The 24,992-nt window shown below is 65.8% G+C and carries 19 protein-coding genes; 3 read left to right on the forward strand and 16 right to left on the reverse strand.

Features of this window, described 5'->3' with window-relative positions; genetic code table 11:
• Positions 1-32: 32 nt before the first annotated feature.
• Positions 33-173: a hypothetical protein gene (locus JOE41_RS16465; RefSeq protein WP_245200743.1), complete on the reverse strand. Its 141-nt coding sequence runs from the start codon at positions 171-173 to the stop codon at positions 33-35.
• A gap of 28 nt (positions 174-201) precedes the next feature.
• The gene (locus tag JOE41_RS16470) at positions 202-1,188 is read right to left on the reverse strand and encodes a serine protease (RefSeq protein ID WP_209752988.1); all 987 of its coding nucleotides are present in this window, start codon (positions 1,186-1,188) and stop codon (positions 202-204) included.
• A gap of 291 nt (positions 1,189-1,479) precedes the next feature.
• Between JOE41_RS16470 and JOE41_RS16475 the strand changes: the two genes are divergently transcribed.
• Positions 1,480-3,702, forward strand: coding sequence for an NADP-dependent isocitrate dehydrogenase (locus JOE41_RS16475; protein ID WP_209752989.1), 2,223 nt, complete (start codon positions 1,480-1,482; stop codon positions 3,700-3,702).
• Positions 3,703-3,850: 148 nt separating this feature from the next.
• Here JOE41_RS16475 and JOE41_RS16480 read toward each other — a convergent pair whose 3' ends face one another.
• Entirely contained in the window at positions 3,851-4,489 is a 639-nt protein-coding gene (locus JOE41_RS16480; protein ID WP_209752990.1) for an SRPBCC family protein, read from the reverse strand.
• Positions 4,490-4,723: 234 nt separating this feature from the next.
• Between JOE41_RS16480 and JOE41_RS16485 the strand changes: the two genes are divergently transcribed.
• Positions 4,724-6,949, forward strand: a complete 2,226-nt coding sequence (locus tag JOE41_RS16485) for a catalase (protein ID WP_209752991.1) — start codon at positions 4,724-4,726, stop codon at positions 6,947-6,949.
• A 73-nt stretch (positions 6,950-7,022) separates the two neighbouring features.
• Here JOE41_RS16485 and JOE41_RS16490 read toward each other — a convergent pair whose 3' ends face one another.
• The 11 genes from JOE41_RS16490 to JOE41_RS16540 all read right to left on the reverse strand — a co-directional run bounded on the left by JOE41_RS16490 (position 7,023) and on the right by JOE41_RS16540 (position 21,102).
• Complete coding sequence (locus JOE41_RS16490) at positions 7,023-7,550, reverse strand: mucin-associated surface protein (protein ID WP_209752992.1); 528 nt, start codon at positions 7,548-7,550, stop codon at positions 7,023-7,025.
• Complete coding sequence (locus tag JOE41_RS16495; RefSeq protein WP_209752993.1) at positions 7,547-8,788, reverse strand: serine/threonine-protein kinase; 1,242 nt, start codon at positions 8,786-8,788, stop codon at positions 7,547-7,549. The genes JOE41_RS16490 and JOE41_RS16495 overlap by 4 nt, the downstream gene beginning before the upstream one ends.
• Before the next feature lie 235 nt (positions 8,789-9,023).
• On the reverse strand, positions 9,024-10,895 hold the full coding sequence (locus JOE41_RS16500) for a cell wall anchor protein (RefSeq protein ID WP_209752994.1): 1,872 nt from the start codon (positions 10,893-10,895) through the stop codon (positions 9,024-9,026).
• Positions 10,896-10,978: 83 nt separating this feature from the next.
• Positions 10,979-11,974 carry a hypothetical protein gene (locus tag JOE41_RS16505; protein ID WP_209752995.1) on the reverse strand — a complete coding sequence of 332 codons (996 nt, stop codon included), beginning with the start codon at positions 11,972-11,974 and terminating at the stop codon, positions 10,979-10,981.
• 132 nt (positions 11,975-12,106) lie between these two features.
• Positions 12,107-13,177, reverse strand: a complete 1,071-nt coding sequence (locus JOE41_RS16510; protein WP_011690960.1) for a Gfo/Idh/MocA family protein — start codon at positions 13,175-13,177, stop codon at positions 12,107-12,109.
• Between the two features lie 167 nt (positions 13,178-13,344).
• A complete protein-coding gene (locus JOE41_RS16515; protein WP_209752996.1) occupies positions 13,345-14,052 on the reverse strand; it encodes an ABC transporter ATP-binding protein in 708 nt (235 codons plus the stop codon).
• Positions 14,053-14,054: 2 nt separating this feature from the next.
• On the reverse strand, positions 14,055-15,509 hold the full coding sequence (locus tag JOE41_RS16520; RefSeq protein WP_209752997.1) for an ABC transporter permease: 1,455 nt from the start codon (positions 15,507-15,509) through the stop codon (positions 14,055-14,057).
• A 246-nt stretch (positions 15,510-15,755) separates the two neighbouring features.
• The gene (locus JOE41_RS16525; protein WP_011690963.1) at positions 15,756-16,853 is read right to left on the reverse strand and encodes a sugar-binding protein; all 1,098 of its coding nucleotides are present in this window, start codon (positions 16,851-16,853) and stop codon (positions 15,756-15,758) included.
• A gap of 50 nt (positions 16,854-16,903) precedes the next feature.
• Positions 16,904-18,175, reverse strand: a complete 1,272-nt coding sequence (gene mmsB, locus JOE41_RS16530) for a multiple monosaccharide ABC transporter permease (protein WP_011690964.1) — start codon at positions 18,173-18,175, stop codon at positions 16,904-16,906.
• Positions 18,176-18,220: 45 nt separating this feature from the next.
• Positions 18,221-19,780, reverse strand: a complete 1,560-nt coding sequence (mmsA, locus tag JOE41_RS16535) for a multiple monosaccharide ABC transporter ATP-binding protein (RefSeq protein WP_011690965.1) — start codon at positions 19,778-19,780, stop codon at positions 18,221-18,223.
• Between the two features lie 131 nt (positions 19,781-19,911).
• Positions 19,912-21,102 (reverse strand): ROK family transcriptional regulator, encoded by a 1,191-nt coding sequence (locus tag JOE41_RS16540; protein WP_011690966.1) that lies wholly within the window; start codon positions 21,100-21,102, stop codon positions 19,912-19,914.
• Positions 21,103-21,328: 226 nt separating this feature from the next.
• On the opposite strand from JOE41_RS16540, the gene JOE41_RS16545 reads away from it, so the two are divergent.
• Positions 21,329-22,207, forward strand: coding sequence for a nitrilase-related carbon-nitrogen hydrolase (locus JOE41_RS16545; RefSeq protein WP_011690967.1), 879 nt, complete (start codon positions 21,329-21,331; stop codon positions 22,205-22,207).
• Here JOE41_RS16545 and JOE41_RS16550 read toward each other — a convergent pair.
• Both JOE41_RS16550 and alr read right to left on the reverse strand, forming a co-directional pair.
• Complete coding sequence (locus JOE41_RS16550) at positions 22,105-23,802, reverse strand: PucR family transcriptional regulator (RefSeq protein WP_209752998.1); 1,698 nt, start codon at positions 23,800-23,802, stop codon at positions 22,105-22,107. The two genes, JOE41_RS16545 and JOE41_RS16550, sit on opposite strands and share 103 nt — an antisense overlap.
• Complete coding sequence (gene alr / locus JOE41_RS16555; RefSeq protein ID WP_011690969.1) at positions 23,783-24,991, reverse strand: alanine racemase; 1,209 nt, start codon at positions 24,989-24,991, stop codon at positions 23,783-23,785. The genes JOE41_RS16550 and alr overlap by 20 nt, the downstream gene beginning before the upstream one ends.
• Between the last annotated feature and the right edge of the window lies 1 nt (position 24,992).

Raw genomic sequence — 24,992 nt, forward strand, 5'->3', positions numbered from 1 at the left:
AAAGGGGACGGTCGCCGTCGTCGAATATTCAGTTAGTTGTCTTCCGCTTCCGGTTCCGCCTCCGCCTCAGGTTCGGGGAGCCGGACCTCGCGGGGTTTAGCTTCGGCCATCCGCTCCGGCGTCCAGTAGGCGAGGATGTCCGCCGGGGCCTGGCTGACATCGCTGTGGCTCACGGCATCGTCATCCGAGGGCCCGGTGCCGTCAGTTCGCCGACGATGCACTCGAGTACGCCTGCTGGATGACGGAACCCCAGTACGGTCCATACATGACCTTGGAGGGGGCGCCGCTGTAGCCGTAGCTGTTGATGGAGTTCTGATAGCCGCTGGAGCTTGTGCCGATGAACCACGGACCGCCTGAGGAACCGCCCGTCATGTCGCACGGGATGCCCTGCGTATTGAACTGGGGGTTGTACGGGTCATCGCTGGCCGGGCCGGTGCAGCTGACCAGCGACTGTCCGTCGAACGGGGCCGCGGCCGGGTAGCCGTAGGACTTGTAGGTCAGCCCGCGCGCTGCGTTGAACTGGACTCCGGATGAGCCCACCACGTCGGCCAGGCTCTGGCCGTTGAGCTGCGAGACGACGGCGAAGCCTGTGTCGTACTGCATGTCTCCGGCCGAGCTCCACTGGGTGGGGGTGTACAGGGCCTTGGCTGCCCATTTGCCGTACGGCGCGGCGCCGTCCAGGTAGGCCGGAACAAAGACGAAGTTGGTGGCAAAGGCGCCGGGACCCTCATTGACGCAGTGGCCGGCTGTGGACACGGTGCTCTTGTTGTTGGACACCACGGAGTTCCCGGAGCAGACGTAGTTGCTGCCGCCCATGGTGAAGAAGACCTTGCCAATGTGGGACACCGGATTCTCGTCGACGTGCAGGACGGCCTTTCCCTTGCCTGCCTTGCCCGTGATTTTGGTACTCGAACCCTTTTCCACCGCCGCGGCTGAGGAGGTGTTGCCGCGCTGCAGCGCCTTGGCGGCCAGTACGTCCCCGGGAACCGCTGCGCGCATGCGGTCGGCCGTCCAGTAGTCGGCGGCGTTAGTGGTGTCCACCGACTGGCTGGCAACCTGAACGCCGTCCTGTGGTGAGGCGTTCTGTGATGCGGGCGCCGCACTAGCCCCGCCGGCTGCGCAGACGGCCAGCAGCGCGGCGGCGGACAGGCTCAGGAGGCTGGCGGCCAGAGTCTTCGATTTCGTCATGGGTGTGTCCTCAACAGAAGTGAATGCGGCGCCCTCAGATGGTGGCCGCCGCTGGTGGTGATCAACCTACCCACTGTGACAATTGTTGTAAATAGAAACCCGAGTTTTGTATTGTGCCTGGTGTTACGCGGAGTCCCGTGTCATCGCTGCGCTGTCAGCGACCGGCAGGGTCATGCTACGCGTCTCTGGAGGCCCCGATGGGCGCCGACGCGGCCTGCTCGGGTAAGTTAAGTATGTTGAAATAACGCCAGAGTTCCAGATGTATGTATACCTTCAGGAGACGCCCAAGCAATGGCCAAGATTATCTATACCCACACAGACGAAGCGCCCATGCTGGCCACCTATTCGTTCTTGCCGATCGTCGAGGCCTACGCGTCGACTGCCGGTGTGGAAGTGGAGACCCGCGACATCTCGCTCTCTGGCCGCATCATTTCGGTGTTCGGTGACTACCTCACCGAAGAGCAGCGGATCAGCGATGCCCTGGCCGAACTGGGCGACCTGGCAAAGAAGCCCGAAGCCAACATCATCAAGCTGCCCAACATCAGCGCTTCCATTCCGCAGCTGAAGGCAGCCATCGCCGAACTCCAGTCCCAGGGCTACGACCTCCCGGACTACCCGGACAACCCGTCCTCCGACACCGAGACGGACATCCGCTCACGCTACGACAAGATCAAGGGTTCGGCCGTCAACCCGGTCCTGCGCGAAGGCAACTCGGACCGCCGCGCGCCCCTCTCCGTGAAGAACTACGCCCGCCAGAACCCGCACTCCATGGGCGCCTGGTCGCCGGAGTCCAAGACCAATGTGGCCACGATGGGCGCTGATGACTTCCGAGCCAACGAGAAGTCCGTGGTCATCGAGTCCGATGACACCGTCAAGATCCAGCTGGTCAGGGAAGACGGCACCGTCAAGGTCCTGAAGCGCGGATTCCCCGTCCTGGCCGGCGAAGTTGTAGACGGCACCGTGATGCGCGCCGCCGCCCTGGATGAATTCCTGGCTGCCCAGGTTGCCCGCGCCAAGGAAGAGGGCGTGCTGTTCTCCGCACACCTGAAGGCCACCATGATGAAGGTCTCGGATCCCATCATCTTCGGCCACGTGGTCAAGGCCTACTTCACCGAACTGTTCGACACGTACGGCGAGCAGCTCGCCGCCGCCGGCCTCAGCCCCAACAACGGCCTGGCCTCCATCCTTGGCGGACTCGAAGAGCTCCCGGAAGACGTCCGTGAGGGCGTCCAGGCAGCCATCAAGAAGGGCCTCGCAGAGGGTCCCGCGCTGGCCATGGTGGACTCGGACAAGGGCATCACCAACCTGCACGTTCCCTCCGATGTCATCGTGGACGCCTCCATGCCCGCCATGATCCGCTCCTCCGGCCACATGTGGGGCCCGGACGGCAAGGAAGCCGACACGCTGGCCGTTCTTCCGGACAGCAGCTATGCAAGCATCTACCAGGTCGTCATTGACGACTGCCGCGCCCACGGCGCCTTCGACCCCACCACCATGGGCACCGTGCCGAACGTCGGCCTCATGGCCCAGGCCGCGGAGGAATACGGCAGCCACGACAAGACCTTTGAAATCCAGTCCGCCGGCACCGTCCAGCTCGTGGACAGCAAGGGCACCGTCCTGATCGAACACCAGGTGGCACCGGGCGACATCTGGCGCGCCTGCCAGGCCAAGGACGTGCCGATCCGCGACTGGGTCAAGCTCGCCGTTACCCGCGCCCGCGCCTCCGAAATGCCCGCTGTGTTCTGGCTGGATGAGACGCGCGCCCACGACGCCAACCTGATCGCCAAGGTGAAGGAATACCTCAAGGAATACGACACCGAGGGCCTCCAGATCGAAATCATGTCCCCGGAAAAGGCCACAGCCTTCACCCTCGAGCGCATCCGCAAGGGCGAGGACACCATCTCGGTGACCGGCAACGTGCTCCGCGACTACCTCACGGACCTTTTCCCGATCCTCGAACTGGGTACCAGCGCCAAGATGCTTTCCGTGGTTCCGCTGATCAACGGCGGCGGACTCTTCGAGACCGGCGCCGGCGGATCCGCCCCGAAGCACGTCCAGCAGTTGCTGAAGGAAAACCACCTGCGCTGGGACAGCCTTGGTGAGTTCCTGGCCCTCGCCGTCAGCTTCGAGCACCTGGCGACCACCACGGGCAACAAGCGTGCCCAGGTGCTCGCCGATACCCTGGACCGCGCGACCGGCACGTTCCTGCTCGAGAACAAGTCTCCGCGCCGCAGCGTCGGGGAACTGGACAACCGTGGCAGCCACTTCTACCTCGCCAAGTTCTGGGCGCAGGAGCTTGCCAAGCAGACCGACGACGCCGAGCTGGCCGCCGACTTCGAAGCTGTCTCCGAGGCGTTGACCTCCAACGAGGACACGATCATTGCCGAACTGCTCGCAGTGCAGGGCTCCCCGGTGGACATCGGTGGCTACTACCACCCGGACGTTGCCAAGGTCGCCTCGGTGATGCGTCCGTCCGCGAAGTTCACCGAAGTTCTGTCCGGCCTGACCAAGTAGCCGGACCCGCTGAACGCCAGAACGCCCCGCCTCCCATCACGGGAGGCGGGGCGTTCTTGCTTGGCTGGCAACCGCGGCCGGCAGGCGCCGCAGGCGTTGCGGCCGCCACGGCCCGGCAGCCACTACAGGGTTGCCGGCCGGAACAGTGTCAGCGCTGTACGTGCTTGCCGAACGGAGGCTCCGTCGCCATGTCGGGATCGGCGTTTACGGGCTGCTCCGTAGGCACCGCGTCGTAGCCCACTTCCTCTTCGAGGGGGACGGCGGTGGTGGCAGCGTGCGGAATTTCCGCTGTCGGACCCGCCGCGACCGTTCCGGCGGCACTCCCGGAGACTGCGCTGTCGCTGACGCGTTCCCGCCATGCGCCGGTTTCCACTTCGCGTTCCTCGATGAATTTCTTGAAGCGTTTGAGGTCCGAGGCGACCTGCCGGGAATCAAGCCCCACTGCTGCTCCCACCTTCTCAACGGCGGAGTCCGGCTCCCAGGCGAGTTCAACGCTGACCTTTGTTTCGGTCGGGCTGAGCGCTTCGAACCATACGGTTCCGGCGTTGCGGGGCTGGTCGAGGCTCTCCCACGTGACGCGCTGGTCCGGCTGCTGCACGGTGATCCGGGCGTCGTATTCCCTCTTGACTCCGGCGACGCTGGTCTGGAAGTGCACCGTAGTGTCGTCGAGCTGGCGGACAGCGTCCACGCCGCTCATGAAGTGCGGAAAGTCCTCGAACTGGGTCCACTGGTTGTAGGCCTGGCTCAGCGGGACACTTACGTTGATGGATTCCTGGACAGTTGCCATGCGTACATCACTCCTTCAGCTGGCGGGCCGCCGGCCCGCGGTTCTGATCTCGCTGCGCCTCGTGGGCGCACTTAACCAACCTAGCGACATTGGCGGCAAATAGTAAGTTTGCTGACGAATCTCCCGCGGGTCCGTTGTGGTTGTGTGTCGCCTTCCCTAGAGTGATAAGCAAGCTTAGTTTCTGGCCGAACGGCCGCCTGTGGCTAAGAACTGCTCATCAAAGGGGAACGAACCATGCCAGCTGACAGCAACATCCGCATTCCCGGCGCGACGTCGAGCGAGCCACCCGCTGTTGCCGAGCCGACGGAACCGCGCGAACCGCTGCCGCCCAAGCCGGACCAGCGGGGCCCCGAGGCGGTCTCGCCCACCGGAACGCCGAGCGGCGCCCCGGTCCATTCGAGGGCCCAGTCCGGCGCCTACCTCACCACCGCGCAGGGGCTCCGGCTCCAGGATACGGACCACTCGCTGAAGGCAGGCCGGCGCGGCCCGGTACTGCTCCAGGACCACCATCTCCGCGAGAAGATCACCCACTTCGACCACGAGCGCATCCCGGAACGTGTGGTGCATGCCCGCGGCGCCGGAGCGCACGGCATTTTCCGCTCCTACGGCTCCGCTGCCAACATCAGCCGGGCGGGATTCCTGGCCAAGGACGTCGAAACACCTGTATTTGTCCGGTTCTCCACGGTGCTGGGGTCCCGCGGCTCCGCCGATACTGTCCGCGATACGCGCGGTTTTGCCACGAAGTTCTACACGGATGAGGGCACTTTCGACCTGGTCGGCAATAACATCCCGGTGTTCTTCATCCAGGACGGCATCAAGTTCCCGGACATCATCCACGCCGGCAAACCGCACCCGGACCGCGAAATCCCGCAGGCGCAGAGCGCCCATGACACGTTCTGGGATTTTGTTTCGCTCCACACCGAGGCGCAGGCGCACACCATGTGGAACATGTCCGACCGTGCCCTTCCCCGCTCCTACCGCACTATGGAAGGCTTCGGCGTCCACACGTTCCGTTTCGTGAATGCCGCAGGGGAGACAGTGCTGGTGAAATTCCATTGGAAGCCCAAACAGGGCGTCCATTCGCTCCTCTGGGAGGAAGCCCAGCTCATCAACGGCATGGACCCGGACTTCCACCGGCGCGACCTTGCCGACGCGATCGAGTCCGGCGCCTACCCGGAATGGGAGCTGGGAGTGCAGGTCTTTCCGGACACGGAGGAGGAGTTCTTCGAGGGAATCGATCTCCTGGACCCCACCAAGTTCGTCCCCGAAGAGCTTGCGCCGGTGCAGCCCATCGGCCTGATGACCCTCAATGCCAACCCGGTGAACTACTTCGCCGAGACGGAGCAGGTGGCTTTCCATCCCGGCCACCTCGTGCCAGGAATTGACGTCACCAATGATCCGCTGCTGCAGGTGCGGCTCTTCTCCTATATCGACACGCAGATCTCCCGGCTCGGCGGTCCTAACTTCGGGCAGATCCCCATCAACCGGCCGCAGGCGCCCGTCAACGACATGCTCCGCGATGGAATGCACCAGCAGGCGGTGCACGGGGGAGCGGCACCGTACCACCCGAATTCGCTGGACGGCGGCTGCCCGTTTCTCGCCGGGGCGGACCTCGGCGCGTTCGTCGACGTTCCCGAGCAGTTGGCGGCGGCGGTTAAGGAACGGAAGTCGCCGGCGTCGTTCGATGACCACTTCAGCCAGGTCAGGCTATTCTTCCGCAGCCTGAGCCCGGTGGAGCAGGACCACGTGATCCAGGCCTACACTTTTGAGCTCGGCAAGTGCCGGGAGGAAGCCATCAGGGAACGGCAGCTGCAGAACCTGGCCAACGTTGACGCCGGACTGTGCGCTGCCGTCGCCAAGGGGCTGGGCATGCCGGCGCCCGCAGCTTTGGTGGAGGTGGCCGACGCTGAGCCGAGCCCCGCGCTGTCGCAGATCGGCGGCACCTGGCCGGTGAAAGGACGTGTGGTGGGAATTGTGGCCGACGCGTCCAGCGACCTTGACGCGGTGCGTGCCGCACGCACGGCCTTGGATGCGGCGGGGATCGTGCCGCTGGTCATTGCACCCTCCGGAGGCTACTTGGGAGAGGAGGCCGACGGCGGGATCCCCGTTCAGCGCACCTACCTCACCGCACGCTCGACGGAGTTCGACGCCGTGCTGGTGGCCGGGGCGGCTGACCCGGCTCCGGACGCTGACCAGGGCCTTGATGCCAAGGCCGGAGAGCCCGGGGTATCCCTCGATCCGAGGGTGGTTCTTTTGCTTTCCGAGACGTTCCGCCACGCGAAGGCGATCGGCGGCTGGGGCGGAGGTTCCGCCGTCGTGGACGCCGCAAGCATCCCGCAGGATGCCTCCGGGGTTGTTCTCGGCGACGGGGCTGACGGTGTCGTCACCCAAATTCAGGAATTGCTTGCCGCACACCGGTCCTGGGACCGTTTCCCGGCATCAGGCTCCACGTCGTCGTAGCACCTGGCGGGGTGGCGCGCCGGCAAAGCCGGGTTTCGTGAAGCAGGACGGCTGACTCCGGCAAGTGTTGGAGTCAGCCGTCCTTACCTTTGCCTTTTTCGCCCTTGCCCGGACCTTGGTTTTGCTGGGCCGGCGCCGGCGCGACCGGCGCCGGCGGTTCTGCGACGGGAACAGCGGCCGCTTTCGCGGCTTCTGCCGCTGCCGCGTCCGCGGCGGCCTTGGCTGCGTCCGCGGCGGCCCGGGCTGCTGCCGCGTCAGCCTCAGCCTGGGCCTTCGCTGCGGAAAGGTCCGCCCGCACCGCCTCGATCGCCTTCATGATGCTCTGGTGGCGCTTGAACGAAACGTCTCCCTCGGCTGCTGCGGCGTCGAGCTGTGCCACCAGCTCATCGAGGGATATGAGGGCACCGGCCGGATCGTTGCCGGCAGCGGACTGCGAGACGGTCAGTACTTTGGCCTGCAACTGCTGCGCGGCTTCCACGTCCAGGTCCGGAGCTGCGGAACTGCAGCCGGCCAGGGCGGCGGAAAGCACGCCTGCTGCGAGGACCAGGTGCCATCGCTGTGCTGGCCACGCGCGAAGGCGACTGACGGCAAGTAACGTCACGGTTCCACGCTCTTCTGTAGTTGGTCGAGGTGCTCTCCCAAGGTGCCGGTGACCACAGGATATTGAACAGGCTCCGGTGATTTGGGCGTAAGGGTGGGCAGCAAAATAATGGCGGCGACCGCAAGCACGGCAGCGGCCGCCAGCGCGGCAACCAGCCTGCCGCGGCGTGCGGAGCGGGGGCGTCGGCGGCTTCCGGCGCGGGGCAGGCTGTTACCCACAGCCCGCAAAGGAGCCGTGGTGCGGCGTCCGGTCTGCGCGTCCGTTGGCAGTGCCTTGACCGTTGACCCCGCCGTGCCCGGTGGCCCCGCTGTCTCCGAAGCAACCAGTGGTGGACGCGACGGCGGTGCCGGGAGAATGCGCGTGGGTTCCTCAGCGAGGGCCCCGGGGACCGACTCCGGGGAGACCAAAGCCTGGCGAAGGGCGGTCTCGAGATCAGGCGCCGTCGGGCGGTCCATGGGCTCCAGTGCTGTCATGGACCTGATCAGGGTGGCCCACTCGGCCGGGACATCGCCCGGGATTTCCGGGGCACGGTGCAGGCGCGCAACGGCAGATTCAATGGCGCTTCCCGGATACTCCACGGCCCCCTTGATGCACTCGAGAAGCACGAGACCAAGGGAATAGATGTCGCTGGCGGGACCAAGATCAGCGCCCCGCGCCTGTTCGGGACTCAGATAAGCAGCTGTTCCTACCATGGTCCCCGTGGCGGTCAGGCGGGTGCCGTCCACGATCCGGGCAATGCCGAAATCGGTCAGTTTGGGGCGCAGGGGCTCGCCGGGGCGGACCTGGACCAGGAGGATGTTGGCCGGCTTGATATCGCGGTGGATGATGCCCAGGCTGTGGACGTACGCCAAGGCATCGGCCACCCCGGCGCCTATGACTGCCAGCTCATCCAGGGGGACGGGACTGTGCCGGATCCTGCTCCGGAGGTCCTGCCCCTCAACCAGTTCCATGGTGAGGAACGGACGCGGTTCCTCCGGCACACGGGAGTCGATTCCGGCGTCGAACAAAGTCACGAGGCTGGGGTGGTTCAGGGTGGCAAGCAGTTGGATCTCGGCTTCCTGACGCTTCAGCTCGTCCGCGTCGGCTGATTGCGGGGCAAAGAGTTTCAATGCCACGTCCCGGCCGAGGTTCTCGTCCCGGGCTGAGTACACCGATGCCATGCCGCCGCGCCCGATGACCTCGCCCAGGCGGTATCGGCCGTCCAGGACCTCTGCCGTCTCGCTGCGCGAACTCTCCACGATGTCCCCATCCTCTTCAGCGTTCCCTCGGAACGCACTCTAAAGATGATACGGGGACGGGTATGCATTTTCATAAGGGTGCTTGGTAATTACGCTTGCCGGAGGTGGATAAGCATGCCGCGGAGGGGTCTGGCCCGGGAAGCCCTGAGCGGCTCCCCGGACCAGACCAGTCCAAGATCTCAGCAGACCTGGCGGGCAGGATGCGGGCAGCGCCGCCGCCCTGCCCGCTGGCGGCCTAGGCCTTCTTCCGCCGGCCCAGGACGAACATGATGATCATGCCGCCGGCCAGCAGGAGAAGGGCTGAGGTGACCAGCCCAAGGCTAGCCCCCGTGTTGGCGAGCATCGGAGCGGCCGAGGGAGCTCCTGCAGCGGCAGGCGCCATCTGGATACCGGCCGACGCCGTGTTCGTACCGGCTACAGCCAGCAATGACGGACCTTCGGTAACTGTCACCGGAGGGGCAACTGCCGGGCCGAAGACCAGCGGCGGCGTGACCACCGTGGACGACGAGTCACCGACGATCCCTACCGACGCGCCTCGGACCCCGATCGGCAACGAAAGCGGTGCGACGACCTGGGTTCCGGAGGCGAGGCCGTCGGAGCCGTTGGTCGATGCGGCGGGGGTGGTGGTTCCCGCCGGTGCGGTGCCGCCGTTATCGCCTTCGGTGGTGGCCGTTGAGTCACCCAGCAGGCCCAACGACGTCGTACCCAGGGTGATTGGTGCGGTGACCGGTGCTACGACCTGGGTTCCGGAGGCGAGGCCGTCGGAGCCGTTGGTCGATGTGGCGGGGGTGGTGGTTCCCGCCGGTGCGGTGCCGTTGTCGGTGGTGGTGTCGCCTTGGGTGGTGGCCGTTGAGTCACCCAGCAGGCCCAACGACGTCGTACCCAGGGTGATTGGTGCGGTGACCGGTGCGACGACCTGGGTTCCGGCGGCGATACCGTCGGAGCCGTTGGTCGATGCGGCGGGGGTGGTGGTTCCCGCCGGTGCGGTGCTGTGGCCGTTATCGCTTTCGGTGGTGGCCGTTGAGTCACCCAGCAGGCCCAACGACGTCGTACCTACGGTGATTGGTGCGGTGACCGGTGCGACGACCTGGGTTCCGGAGGCGAGACCGTCGGAGCCGTTGGTCGATGCGGCGGGGGTGGTGGTTCCCGCCGGTGCGATGGTGCCGTTAGTGGTGGTTCCGCCTTGGGTGGTGGCCGTTGAGTCACCCAGCAGGCCCAACGACGTCGTACCTACGGTGATTGGTGCGGTGACCGGTGCGACGACCTGGGTTCCGGAGGCGAGACCGTCGGAGCCGTTGGTCGATGCGGCGGGGGTGGTGGTTCCCGCCGGTGCGGTGCTGTCGCCGTTATCGCTTTCGGTGGTGGCCGTTGAGTCACCCAGCAGGCCCAACGACGTCGTACCTACGGTGATTGGTGCGGTGACCGGTGCTGCGACCTGGGTTCCGGAGGCGAGGCCGTCGGAGCCGTTGGTCGATGCGGCGGGGGTGGTTGTTCCCGCCGGTGCGATGGTGCCGTTAGTGGTGGTTCCGCCTTGGGTGGTGGCCGTTGAGTCACCCAGCAGGCCCAACGACGTCGTACCTACGGTGATTGGTGCGGTGACCGGTGCGACGACCTGGGTTCCGGAGGCGAGACCGTCGGAGCCGTTGGTCGATGCGGCGGGGGTGGTGGTTCCCGCCGGTGCGGTGGTTCCCGCCGGTGCGGTGCTGCCGCCGTTATCGCTTTCGGTGGTGGCCGTTGAGTCACCCAGCAGGCCCAACGACGTCGTCCCTACGGTGATTGGTGCGGTGACCGGTGCGACGACCTGGGTTCCGGAGGCGAGACCGTCGGAGCCGTTGGTCGATGCGGCGGGGGTGGTGGCTCCCGCCGGCGCGGTGCGGTTGTCGGTGGTGGTGTCGCCTTGGGTGGTGGCCGTTGAGTCACCCAGCAGGCCCAACGACGCCGTACCCAGGGTGATTGGTGCGGTCACCGGTGCGACGACCTGGGTTCCGGAGGCGAAGCCGTCGGAGCCGCTCGTTGTATCCGCTGCGCTGGCAGCGGTGGTGCCGAGGGCTAGTAGTCCTCCGGCAAAGAGGGTGCTAAGCAGCCCTCTGCGCATATTCGCGTGCATGGTGATATCTCCTGAAAGTCGTTGTGAGGGCGCCCAAGGCAGCCCGAATGGCCGTATCCGCGCAAAAGCGCAGGGCGGCTTGACTAGTCAGGAGATGAACCGGGGTCGAAAGACACCGGGGCGGGAGCACTTTGCAGGGGGCCGCTGACGGGAAGAACACCGGTCAGCGGAACGCCCAGGTGGAAAACTGATAGCCAGGCTGCTCCGCCGGCGCCTCCGCTATGAGACTGGCTGCTCCCCGAACCGGAGCCCGGAACAGCGGGCAACGCTGTCCGGTTGGGGGTTCCGTCTCGGGGGAGGGGATCTTCAAGAACTCCGGCTTGTGCCGGAGCCGTCTGCAGCGTGCCAGGGCCGTAGGCCTGGAAGGGTGCCGCTGACTTCGACATGACTGAGCTTGATATGGCCGGGGCGGCCGGCAGATCACGGGCGCTTGAGGCGTCCGCGCTGACGGGCGGGACCCCGGCCGGCGCGATGCTGGCGGTGGCTGTGTCCTCAGCTGCGGCGATGTCAGGAACTGGGAGATCCGGTATCGGGACCACCGTACCCGGAAGCGGACCGACGCCTGTCAGGATGTCGCCCACCGGTTCCACAACGGGGTCCAGCACTGGAAGGGCATCCCCTGCTATCGGCAAGACTTCGTCGGCGATTCCGGTGACGGCGCCGTCGGCCGCCGCCGTGACGGGGGACGCGACGGCGCCAACTGTGCCGGAGGGGACTATCTCGTTCACCACCGGAACAGCTTCAATCAGGTAATCCACGGTGCCGGTTGCAGCGCCGGCAAGAGGTTGGAGCAGACTGCCCGGTTTAGCGGAGCTGGGCTGTGCCGCAAGTACTGCATCATCAGCCGGAGCGCCCGATCCGACGCCGGAAACCGCAGCGGCCAGGACGTCTTCAACAGGATTGACTGCGGCGTCGGTTACTGAAGTGACGGAGGAGCTGACGCTTCCAAGCAGGGAAGCGGAATCAGACGCGGTATCGGCGCTGGCGGCGGGGGCCGAAAATGTCAGCCAGGCTGTGGCTGCGGCGCCAGCGAGCAGCAGCGGGCGGAGCGCGCGCCATGACAAACCTGCTAATTCCATGCGCAAACACCCCCCAGGCTCCTCGAAAATTCGACGATTGCCTATCAGCCTAGGCACGAACCAGCGACCGAGTCCAGTGTTTTTCGCTAAATAGTCCGGCGAATTGATTATTTCCCGAGGGGGCGCCTGACGTCAGCGCGCGTCATTCGGGTAGCTCACGCCGAGCTGGGCGCGGACACCATCGAACAGCCGCATGATGTTCAACGAATCTTCAAGCGGCATAACCGGGCTTTCCGTGAGCCCCTGCTGGATGCACCTGGTCACCTCGCGGAGTTCATAAGAGTAGCCGCGGCCCACGACGTCGAAGTGTTCGGTCCGAGGCTCCGCCATGCCGATCCTGACGTGGATTTCCTTGGGATTGTTCACGGAACCGATGGTCTGCAGATACCCGAGACTTCCTGCGATGGTTGCCGCCCGCGGACCGTAGGCCGTCAACGATGACGTCAGCTGGGCCTGCGCGCCATGGTGGTAGCCCAGCGTCAACGCATTCTGGGCATCCACGCCGTCGTCGTTCACTGACCCCGTGGCACTTACGGTTTGCGGAAAACCCAAGGTTCCGAGAGCCCAAAGCAACGGATAAACGGCCAGGTCAAGGAGGGCGCCGCCGCCGTCGTTGAGGGCCCAAAGCCGTGCGCTGGGGGAATAGACTGCCGGGAAGCCGAGATCCGCGGTGACCCACTGGACCGTTCCGAGCTCCCCGGAAGCCGCGATGTCGAAGGCGCGCTGCATGCTGGGGAGGAAGCGGCTCCACATGGCTTCCATCATGAACAGCTTCTTGGAGCGCGCCAGGGCCACTAGTTCAGCGGCTTCCCGGGCGTTGATGGTCAGGGCCTTCTCGCACAGCACATGCTTGCCGGCGGTGAGCGCTGCCAGTGCCACTTCATAGTGCTGGGCGTGCGGCGTGGCCACATAAACAACATCCACGGACTCGTCGGCCAGGAGCCGGTGGTAGCCCGCCCCGCCGGCGTCGTCACCGTACGCTGTGGCAAAACCGTACTCCGCCGCGAACGCGTCAGCTGACGCCTGGCTCCGGGAGCTGACGGCATACAGCTCCGCATCGGCCAAGAGGGCAAGATCCCGGGTCACCGATTGGGCGATTCCGCCGGTAGCCACCACTCCCCACCGCAGCGTTTGTCCTGTAGCGGAACGGGGATCCTGATCGGCCTGGCTGAACAGCCACGGCTTCGCGATGGGGGCACTCATGGTGCCATCCTCTCATCCGGCTGAGAGAGCGTCGGGGAGATACCTGCAGAAAGTGAGAGAGCGTCAGAAAATTTCGTGCGAAAGGTGAGAGAGCGTTCGGTTAAAGACGGCAGGAGCTGAGAGAGGGTTGAAATCAGCCCTCCCTCAGCCCCGCCGGCCGGCTGCACCTAGGCCGTTGCTGCCGCTGACGCCCTGGAACGGGAGGGCTCCTCCGTGAGGCGCCCTTGCTGCAGCCTGAAGCGGCGGTCCGTCTTGTTGGCGAGCTGGCGGTCGTGCGTCACCACCAGGATGGTGGTGTTGTGGTCCCGGCTCAGCGAGCTGAGGAGTTCGATGATGTGCTCGCCGGTCTGTTCATCGAGGTTGCCTGTGGGCTCGTCGGCCAGGATCAGTTTTGGCTCGTTGGCCAGTGCGCGGGCAATTGCCACACGCTGCTGCTCGCCGCCGGAGAGGCGGTTGATGCGGCGCACGTGCTTCTCCGGATCCAGTTGCACCTGCTCCAGTAGCTCCTTGGCCCGGGCCAGCCGCGCGGCCTTGCGGACCCCCGCGAACTCCATCGGCAGCATCACGTTGTCCACGGCGGACAGGTTGGGGATCAGGTTGAACTGCTGGAACACGAAGCCGATGTCCCGGCGCCGGTACTCGGTCAGCTTGCCGTCCGGCATGCTGGCCAGGCTGACGCCGTTCACGACGACGTCTCCGCTGGTGGGCTTGTCCAGCGCACCCAGAAGCGACAACAGTGTGCTCTTGCCGCTGCCGCTCTTGCCCACGATGGACGCGAGCGTGCCCTGGTCGAGTTCGAAGCTGACGTCGTTGACGGGTTTTATGGTGCGGTCGCCGGACTTGAAGGTGCGGACGAGATTCTTGACTTCGATCATGGCTACTCTCCTCGGAGGACTTCGATAGGGCGGATGCGGGCAGTCAGGAGCGCGGGGACCAGCGCACCGATGATGGCGACGCCGAACACTGCGGCGATGCCGGCCGCGATCACGCCGGGGGAGGCGCTCGCGGTGACGGTGGTGAGCAGCTGGGAGGCTCCGCCGAAGGGTCCCCCTTGGGGAAGACCAGCGCCGCCGGGGAAGCCGGCGCCGTCGCCGGGCATGCCGCGCCCGGTGGTTGCCGCCGTCGTCGTACTGGTGTTGGAGCTGATCAGCGCGGAGGCGATGCCGCCGCTGGCGAACGACGCTATGGCGGCACCCGCCACGCTGCCCAGCGCCACGAGGACCAGTGCTTCCAGGACGAACTGGAGCCCAATGGTGCGATTGGGTGCGCCGATCGCTTTCAGCACACCGATTTCACGGCGGCGCTCGCGGACCAGCATCACCATGATCAGGAGGATGATCAGCCCGGCGGTGCCAAGCGCCGCAACGAAGGCGATGAGGGAGATGTTCTTGACGCTGTCGAGGGAGCTGACGGCGGTCTCGAGGTTGCGCTGGCCCTGGGTGACATCGGCCTTGTCCGTACCGAGGGCGTCCTGGAGGGCGGTTTTGGCGGCATCCACGTTTTCCATGGTGTTCACCGTGACGACCATGGTGGACAGCTCGCCGGGCAGTTCAGCGAGGGCCTGGGCGGAGGGAAGCGTGACGTAGAGGGCGTTGTTGCCGAAGGTGGTGCCGGCGTCGAAAAGGCCTGCAACCGTATAAGTCTGGTCATTGATGGTGAACGTCGAGCCGACCTTGAGGCTGTTCTTCTCGGCGAGCGTGGTGCCGAGAATCGCGGTGGCGGATTCCGCGTTGTAGTCGCCCAGGCCGGTGCCTTCGGTGATGTCCAGGGCCTTGCCCGTGCTGTCCACCTCTGCGCCGATGCCGGTGGCGGTGATCGGCAGGGACATGGTCCGGGCCGGCTGGGTGGTTCCGGTTGAGCCGGTTGTTCCCTCCGCGGCCTGGTTGCGGTTGCCGAGCGTTCCGGCGTCGATGGCGGCGGTGAGGCTGGTGGTCAGCGTGGTGGTGGCCTGTCCGCCGGGTCCGCCCTGGCCTCCGCCGGGGCCGGCCGTCTGGGTTCCGGCGGCGGACTGTGCTGCCGCCTCGGTGGCATTGCGCAACCTGAGCGCCTTTGTGCCGACTACGCTGGTCACGTTCGGTACTGCGGCAGCGGTTGCTGCCTGCTCCGCCGTGAGCGGTTCGCCGCCGCCCTCGAAGCCCTGGCCGCCAGCCGGATTGACGGTCAGGACGGTGCCCACGGAGGCATTCAGTTCAGCGACTTTGGCGGCAACCGCCTGGTTGGCCACCAGCATGGACAGGGCCAGGCCGATCGCCACGGCCAACACCGCCACCACGGCCCCTGTTCGGACCTTGTTTCTGAAGGCATTGCCTACACTTCGGGCGAGGACGCTCACGGTACTCCTAGGATCTCTGGCCGGACGGAATGACCGGCTGCTGATCCAACAGTGGTGCGCGTGGCTGTGCAGGGAACGGGCCGAAGCTATGTTTCCGCTGTGAAGACGCGCTGGACTGCGGGAACCCCGTCCGGACTGCGGGACGCCCGGTCGCGGCTGCGGGACCGCCGAGAAACCAAAAGCCCCGGCCCACCCTCTCGGGTGAGCCGGGGCCCTTGACTGCAGCTACAGGCGCCTAGGCGCGGACTACTTGGTGATCGGGCCGAGTACCGGATCGTCCACGTAGGCCGTCTTGACGTTCTCCTTGGTCACGATGACCGGATCCAGCAGGTAGGCCGGAACGGTCTTGACCGTGTTGTTGTAGGACTTGTCATCGTTGATCTCAGGCGTCTTGCCGGCCTGGATGTCCTTGACCATGGTGATCGCGTGCTCTACGAGCTTGCGGGTGTCCTTGTTGATGGTGGAGTACTGCTCGCCGGCCATGATGGACTTGACGGACTCAACCTCGGAGTCCTGGCCGGTGATGATCGGGAGCGGCTTGCCGGCGGCCTTGACGGACGTCAGTACTGCACGTGCCAGGGTGTCGTTCGGGGACAGGACGCCGTCCAGGGAAGCGGTGCCGTAGCTGCCGGTCAGCAGGGTGTCGGCGCGACGCTGGGCGTTCTCAGCCTTCCAGCCCTGGGTGACGGCCTGCTCGAACGAGGTCTGGCCCGAGACAACCTTGAGGGTGCCGTCGTCGATCTTCGGCTTGAGCACGCTCATGGCGCCGTCGAAGAAGACCTTCGCGTTGGCGTCATCCGGGGAGCCGGCGAAGAGCTCGATGTTGTACGGGCCGGAAGGCTTCTTGGCCTTCATGCCGTCCAGCAGCGCCTGGCCCTGGAGTTCACCCACCTTGAAGTTGTCGTAAGCCACGTAGTAGTCCACGTTCTCGGTGTTCAGGAGCAGGCGGTCGTAGGCGATGATGGTGGCGCCGGAGTCCTTGGCCTGCTTGAGCTGGGTACCCAGCTGGGCGCCGTCAATGGCACCCACGATGATGACCTTTGCACCCTTGGTGACCATGGCGCTGATCTGGTTCTGCTGCTCGGATACGCCGCCGTTGGCGAACTGCACATCAGCCTTGAAACCGGCTCCGTTGAGTCCGTCGTTGAACAGCTTCTCGGCCAGCACCCAGTTTTCACTGGTCTTCTGCGGGAGCGCGACGCCGATCGAGGAGTTCTTCGGGAACGCCTCGCCACCGCTGCTGCTGCCCGTGGTGCCGGTCTCGGAGCGGCCGCAGGCTGTCAGCGCCAGTGCCGCAATAGCAGCGATTGCTGCTGCCTTTCCTGCTTTACCAATCATTTGCATTGCTTGGTTCACTTTCTATAGATGGTGTGCGGAGAATCGTGGGGAAGCGCTCAGGCTTCCTTGCGGATGACGTCCTTGGTGGCCGTCGTCTCGTCCGGCTGGAGCTCGGTGCTGCCGCGGCCGAAGTTCTTCATCATCATGCCGATGATGGACTTCTTGCCCTGGGTCTTGTTGTAGACGTCGAAGGCAACGGCGATCAGGAGGACCAGGCCCTTGATGATCTGGGTGAGGTCGGCGCCGACGCCGAGGAGCTGCAGCCCGTTGTTCAGCACGGCCATCACCAGGCCACCAACGATCGAGCCGATCACGGTACCCACGCCGCCGGTCACGGCGGCGCCGCCGATGAACACGGCTGCGATGGCGTCCAGTTCCCAGCCGACGCCGTCGAACGGTCCGGAAGCGGTGGAGCGGCCCACGAAGATCATGCCTGCCAGGCCGGCCAGGATGGACATGTTCATCATCACTAGGAAGTTGACCTTCTTGGACTGCACGCCGGAGAGTTCGGCAGCGTGCCTGTTGCCGCCGACGGCGTAGATGTGGCGGCCGACGATGGTCTTGGAGGAAATGAAGCCGTAGATGAGGACCAGGACGGCCAGGATCAGGCCCGGAATGGGGAAGGACGTTCCCGGACGGCCGGTGGCGAACAGGTACGTGGCGTACAGGATGGCGCCGCAGATCAGGACGAGCTTGAGGATCATTACCCAGGCTTCCGGCACCTCGGCGCCGAGGGCAAGGGCCCGCCGGCGGGCACGGATTTCGCTGAAGATCACAAAGGCCACGGCCAGCAAGCCCAGGAGCAGCGTGAGGTTGTTGAAGTTGGTGTTGGGGCCCACTTCGGGAAGATAGCCCGAGCCGAGGTACTGGAAATCGGCGGGGACCGGGATGGTGTTGGACTTGCCGACGAACTGGTTGAAGCCGCGGAAGAGCAGCATACCGGCCAGGGTCACGATGAAGGCGGGAATGCCCACATAGGCGGTCCAGAACCCTTGCCACGCCCCGATCAGCGCCCCGAGGGCCAGGCCCAGGAGAACGCCGGCGTACCAGGGGATGCCCCAGTCACGGATGGCCAGGGCCACGGTGACGCCGACGAAGGCCGCCACGGAACCCACTGAGAGGTCGATGTGGCCGGCAATGATGACCAGCACCATGCCGATCGCCAGGATCAGAATGTAGGAGTTGCCGTTGAAGAGGTTGATGACGTTGCCCGGGGTGAGCGTGCGGCCCTCGGTGAAAATCTGGAAAAAGACGATCAGTGCAACCAGGGCGAAGATCATGCCGAATTGACGGGTGTTTCCGCCAAATAGCTTCTTGAGCGCGTTCATTGTTTCGGTCCTTGTGTCTGGAAGGTTCTGGAGGTATCCAGAAGGTCAGGCGGCGGTCTTGCGGGCGGATGTCATGAGCTTCATCAGGTTTTCCTGGCTGGCTTCATCCTTGTTCAGGACACCGGTGATGGCGCCTTCGAAGATGGTGTAGATGCGGTCCGAGAGTCCCAGCAGTTCCGGCAACTCGGAGGAGATCACAATCACGCCCTTGCCCTGGTTGGCCAGCTGCTGGATGATGCCGTAGATCTCGTACTTGGCGCCCACGTCAATGCCGCGGGTCGGTTCGTCAAGAATCAGCAGGTCCGGGTCGGTGAACATCCATTTGGCGAGTACCACCTTCTGCTGGTTGCCGCCCGAGAGCTTGGCGACGCCTTCTTCCACTGAGGGCGCCTTGGTGCGCAATGACTTCCGGTACTGCTCCGCAACGGTGAATTCCTTGTTGGGGTCCACGATGTTGTGCTTGCTGATCTTCTTCAGGTTCGCTGCAACGGTGGTGGTCTTGATGTCATCCAGGAGGTTCAGTCCCAGGGACTTGCGGTCCTCGGTCACGTAGCCCAGCCCGGCATCGATAGCCTGCTTCACGGTGCGGAGGGTGATCTCCTTGCCGTCCTTGTAGATATGGCCGGAGATGAACCGGCCGTACGAGCGGCCGAACACTGAACGGGCCAGCTCGGTGCGTCCGGCGCCCATGAGCCCGGCAAAGCCGACAATCTCGCCGCGGCGGACGAAGAAGTTGGAATTCTTGCAGACCAGGCGGTCCTGGATCTGCGGGTGCCCCACGTTCCAGTCCTTGACTTCGAAGAACACTTCGCCGATTTTCGGTTCGTGGTCCGGGAAGCGTGACTCAAGCGTGCGGCCCACCATGCCCTTGATGATGCGGTCCTCGTCCACGCCGTCGGCCTTGACATCGAGGGTCTCGATGGACTTGCCGTCACGGATGATGGTGATGGAGTCCGCGATCTGCTCGATCTCATTGAGCTTGTGGGAAATGATGATGGACGTGATGCCGCGGCCCTTGAGCCCCAGCATGAGGTCCAGCAGGTGCTGGGAGTCGGACTCGTTCAGTGCCGCCGTGGGCTCGTCGAGGATAAGGAGCTTCACTGACTTGCTCAGCGCCTTGGCGATTTCCACCAGCTGCTGCTTGCCGACGCCGATCTCCTTGATGGCGGTATCGGGATCTTCGCGCAGGCCCACCCGGGCCAGCAGTTCCGTGGACCGCAGCCGGGCTTCTGCCCAGTCGATCATGCCGCGCTTGGTGGGCTCGTTGCCGAGGAAGATGTTCTCCATGATGGAGAGTTCCGGGATAAGCGCGAGTTCCTGGTGGATGATCACGATGCCGGCCTGCTCGCTGGCACGGATGTCCTTGAACTGCTGGACCTCGTTCTGGTACACGATGTCGCCGTCGTAGCTGCCGTACGGGTACACGCCCGAGAGGACCTTCATGAGGGTGGACTTGCCGGCGCCGTTCTCGCCGCAGATGGCGTGGATTTCGCCCGCCTTCACCCGCAGGCTCACCTCGGACAAAGCTTTAACGCCGGGGAATTCCTTGGTGATGGACCGCATCTCGAGAAGGATCGGATCACTTTGCGTGGTCTGGGACGTCATTTGCCCTTACGCCTCCAATGCATGACTTCGTTGTCCGCCCCGCAAACCGCAGGGCCGTCTGATGAAAAAGTAAACTGGATCACAACCCTTGTCGTCAAGTCTTTAACGCAACGGGCCGATAACGAATAGATTCAGGAGCGCCGGATTCCCGCGTGCTGGAAGACCAGCGCGGCCGCACCGAGAGCCTCGGCCCGGTCCCCGAGCGAGGACATGGTGAGCGTCGTGGTCTCGCCGATCACGGGCACTGCATGCCGGACCAGGCCCCGCCTGATCGGGTCCAGGAGCAGGTCTCCCAGGCCTGCCAGCGGGCCGCCCACCACAATCACTTCCGGATTGATGAGGTTGGCCACGTTGCCCAGTGCGCGGCCCACGGCCAGGCCTGCGTCGTCTATGACCCGGAGCGTTGCGGAGTCCCGTTCCAGCGCCTTGCGGACGATGTCCTCAGCGCTGAGGGGCTTCTCCTCGCCGCGGCCCAGGAGCTCGATCATGGTGGTGGTGGAGGCGATGGTTTCCAGGCACCCCCGGTTTCCACAGCGGCAGATGAGGCCGTGTTCATGGATGGTGGCATGGCCGATTTCGCCGGTGATGCCCACGTTGCCGTAGTACGGGGCGCCGTTGAGGATCAGCCCGGCACCAATGCCCGAGCCGATCTTCAGGAACATCAGGTTGCTGATGCCGCTATGGGGACCCCATGTGACCTCGGACAGGGCGCCGAGATTGGCGTCGTTGTCAACAAACACGGGGAAATTCAGGGTGTCCTCGAGGTGCTGCAGGATGTTGATGCCCACCCACTCGGGGAGGATGGCGCCTTGCGCCACGGTGCCCGTCCGACGGTCGATCGGGCCGGGGATTCCGACGCCGGCGCCCACCACGGCGCTGCGCTCCACGCCGCTTTCGTCCAGCAGCTTGGCGAGGAGTTCGACGGCGGCGCGGATGCCTTCGTCCGCGTGGTGGCCCAGCGGCAGCAGCACCGATTCCTCGGCGATGATGTGGTAGCTCAGCGTCGCCAGGACCACCCGGAGGTGCCGGCGGCCGAAGTCGATGCCAACGGCAACTGCCCCGTTGCTGTTGAGGCGGACATTCAGGGCCCGGCGGCCGGAGCTGGTGATCGGTTCCGTGGACGCCAGGCCGGCGTCCTGCATGATTTTGACGATGTTGGAGACCGTTGCCGTGGACAGGCCGGTCTGCCGTGCGAGTTCAGCCTGGGTTGACGGACCGTTCAGCAGGCACTCGATGATCCGTTGCTGGTTCAGGTGCCTCAAAGCGGACTGTGACCCGGGGTTCTTGGTTCGGCTCCTCGTTGAGCGCGGTGTTGAGGGCATGCAATGAAGCGTGCACCATCTGCACCGTTGTAGTCAAGAAGTTAACGCAAGGGCGCAAGTGCGGTGCCCGGGCCGCAGTCGCGGACGATCCGCACCGCGGGCCCCGGTCGCCAGGTGGAAATGCACCTAGGGCACAGTCTGCACCCTGGCTACGCTGGTAGGAAGAGGCTGCAAGACAGGGTGGTCCGCACCTTCCGCGGCCGCCCCGGAGACTATAGAGGTGGTAATGGTGCTGCTGGCACTCCTGCAGGCGAACGCCGCCGTACTTGATGTGGAAGCCAACTGCGGGGCGGTGGATGACGCCGCGCGGACTGCGGCTGCCGCCGGCGCCCGGGTGCTGCTCACCCCGGAACTGTTTCCGGTGGGCTATGCGCCCCTCCGGGTCCGGGACGGGCTGGACCCGGCCAGGCTTCCATCGATTCGCCGGAAGCTGGCAGACATCGCCCGGAGGAACGGGATCGCGCTGGTCTACAGCCTGCCCGCCATCACCGCAGACGGCCGGTGGCAGATCACTGCCACCCTGGTGGACCACGAGGGCACTGAACTGCTGAACTACGCCAAGGTGCACTTGTTCGGTGCGGAGGAGCGCAAGGCATTCAGCCCCGCGTCCGAACCTCCCGCCGTCGTGGATTTCCACGGGATCAAGACGTCCATGGTGATCTGTTACGACGTTGAATTTCCCGAAGCGGTGCGTGCCGCGGCCACCCGCGGCGCCGAATTGCTGCTGGTTCCCACGGCGCTGGCCCAGGGGTTTGATTCCGTCCCGCAGATCCTGCTGCGGGCCCGGGCGCTGGAGAGCCAGCTGACCGTGGCCTACGCAAACCATGCAGGGGAGGAGGACGGCTGCGAGTTCCTGGGCGGGAGTGTGATCGCCGGTCCCGACGGCTCCCTGCTGGCCGCGGCCGGTCCGGCGCCGGAGCTGCTGTTCGCGAAGGTCTCCGCAGCAAGCGCCCGCGACGCGCGTGAGGGTGTGCCGTACCTTCGGGAGCGGCGGCCGGACCTCTACCGCGACTGGGAGTCGGGTGTTCCGGATTCCGGGCTGGTTGCGTCTGCCAGGCCGGCAGCGCCGGGGGAGGCCGGGGCAGGAGAATCGTCCACATACTGAAGGGCGAACCAGAGTTCCGCCCGCACCTGGGCCTGGTTGAGGTCGGTGTCCAACAGTTCGGCGAGGGCATTGATCTGGCGGCGGACGCTGTTGCGGTGCAGGCCCATGGCTTTGGCCGTGGCGTCCCAGCTCCCGTTCTCGCCCAGCCATGTCCGCAGCACCGCCAGCTGTCCGGCCCGCCGCTCGGGATCCTCCTGGTTGAGGACCGGTTCCAGCAGCCGGGCCGCAAGCATGGTCCCGGCTTCGCGGCCGAGCAGTCCGGCCACGGACCAGGTCACCTCGTCCACCCGGGCGCTCCGGCCGGTTGCCTGAACCCGCGCCCGCAGGGAGGTGGCCCGACGGTACGCAGAGGACAGCCCGTGGAACTCCGTGGCGTCGCCGATCACCAGGCGCCAGCCCAGCGCCTCCGTCTCGGCGAGCAATGCGTCGTCCACCTTGAGACGGGTGATGGCGGCGAAACCGTAGTCGGTGATCTCGACGAGTTTGGTGTCGAACATCCGGCGCCACTGCAGCAGTTCCCGCACAGGGCTTTCGCCGGCGGGGCCGCCGGCCTCCGCCTTCACGCCCTGGACAACCCGGAGCGGCGCTGAGCGCGTGGAGGACATGCTCTGCGCCAGGAGGTCTTTGAGGCCGTTAACGTGCTTCGTGCTGCCGGAGGCCGCGCTGTCCGGGTGCAGCAGCAGCGCCGTCGCAAGCTGGCTTGGGGCCAGCGAGCCGCTGGTCCGCTGCCGCACGAGCAATTCCAGCAGCCCCACGACGGAGGACACCACACTGTTCTGCGCGGGGGTGAGCGGGCCCTCCGAGCCCAGGACCAGGGCGCCGAGGTTGGCGTCCCGGGTGCTGCGGAGCGGATGGCCGAACACCATGGTGGCCCCCGGCTCCTCCAGCTGCTCCATTTCCACGCGGGGGCCGCTGCCGGCCAGCAGCCGTTTCAGCAGCGGCTGCAGGGCGGAAAGTTCGACGGCGGCGCCCCCGCCGTTGCTGCCGGCGCCGTTGCTGCCCGCGGCCCGGGCGCGGATGCGGCCGTCTGCTCCGACGAGCAGCGCCCAGACCGGAACCCGCTGCACCAGCGCCGCCAGCAGCTCGTGTTCCGGCCTGGCCGAAAGGACAGCCCGCATCAGCTGGCGGTTGGTGTCCGCGAGCTGCCGGAACACCCTGGCGTTATCCGACTCCAGCAGCTGCGAAAACTCCAGCCCGATGGCGGCGAACGGAACAGTCTTGGGGAATTCCACGAGGGTCAGGTTGTGGCGCCGGCAGGCCGCCACCACGGTCTCGGGCACGGCAGCGAAATACGGTTCCAGCCCAAACCCCAGGGCCCCCACCCCGGCGCCAACCAGCCGCCGGACGTAGGCATCCACCTTCGCCTCGCTGCCGCCGTCGCCGAGGAAGGGCAGCCCGGCGGTGAGGATGAACTCGCCGTCGAGCAGGTAGGGCGTGGGGTCCTCCAGTTCGCTGGGTTCCACCCAGCGGAGCATCCCGGCACCGTTGCCGCCGTCGTGGAGTATCTTCAGCTCTGCCGGCAGCTTGTGCAGGAACTGCTCCAGCGTGACGAAGCCGAGCCGCTCTGCGGTTGCCTCAGGCGCCAACGGGAGCACCGGCTTCCTGGTAGTCCGGGCATTCGTAGGCCCGGGGCAGGCGCGGGGCGATCCGGTTGATGATCTCGTCGCCGTGGCTGCCGATCGCTGCGCCCCAGTCGTCGGCGCTCGCCGCACCGGTGCGCGGATCGCCAAATAGCACGGCTGTGTCACCAACTGCCACGCCGTTGGCATCCGGGCCGAGGTCCACCATGAACTGGTCCATGCAGACCTTGCCGATCACCGGAACCCGGCGGCCGCCAAGGAGGATGAGGCTGCGGCCTGAAATGCCCTTCGGGATGCCGTCCGCATAGCCAAGCGGGATCAGCCCCAGGTACCGCGGCTCGTGCGTGATCGCCTGGTGTTCATAGCTCACGCCTGTCCCGGCGGGGACCTTCTTGACCAGCACCACCGGCGCCGTCACGGTCAGGGCGGGGCGCAGGCCGAAGTCGGCGGGGGCCAGGTGGTCCGCCGGAGCGAGTCCGTAGAAAGCCAGTCCGGCCCGCACCATGTCGAACGCGAATTCGGGGCGGTCCAGGATGTTGGCCGAACTCGAGACATGCCGCAGTTCCGGCTCCAGCCCTGCCGCCCTGGCCGCAAGGACGGCTTCTTCGAAAGCGGCCACCGCCGCCAGGTTTGCCGGGTGCGCGGGAACATCGGCCCAGGCCAGGTGCGTCCAGACTCCCCGCACCGAGAGCGTGCCGTCACGCTCCGCCGTTCGGGCAGCGGCCACGAGCTCCGCCCAGTCCTCCGCCCGTGCTCCGCCGCGGCTGAGGCCCGTGTCGAGTTCAAGATGGACGACGGCGGGCCGACCCAGCCGGCGCGCGATGCCGGCCACGACGTCGAGCTGGGCGACGCTACCCAGCGAGACATCGACGTCATACTCCAACGCTTCCCGGATCGTCTCGCTGGAGGCCGCCGCGAGGTACAGCCAGGACAGCACCGGGGCGGTGATGCCCGCCCGGCGCAGGGCGATGGCCTCGTGAAGCTGTGCCGTTCCCAGCCAGTCCGCGCCCGCGGAGAGCGCCGTCCGGGCCACGTCAACAAGCCCGTGGCCGTAGGCGTTCCCCTTCACCACGGCCATGAAATGGGGAGCCGCGGAGCGTTGGCGGAGGGTGCGGATATTGTCCGAAATGGCCGACAGGTCCACGCTGACCTGCCCGGTGAGAGCGGCATTCCGCGCGCTTTCAATGTGTGCATTAAGTCTCATG

This window comes from Arthrobacter sp. PvP103 (assembly GCF_017833075.1).
Lineage (GTDB): Bacteria > Actinomycetota > Actinomycetes > Actinomycetales > Micrococcaceae > Arthrobacter.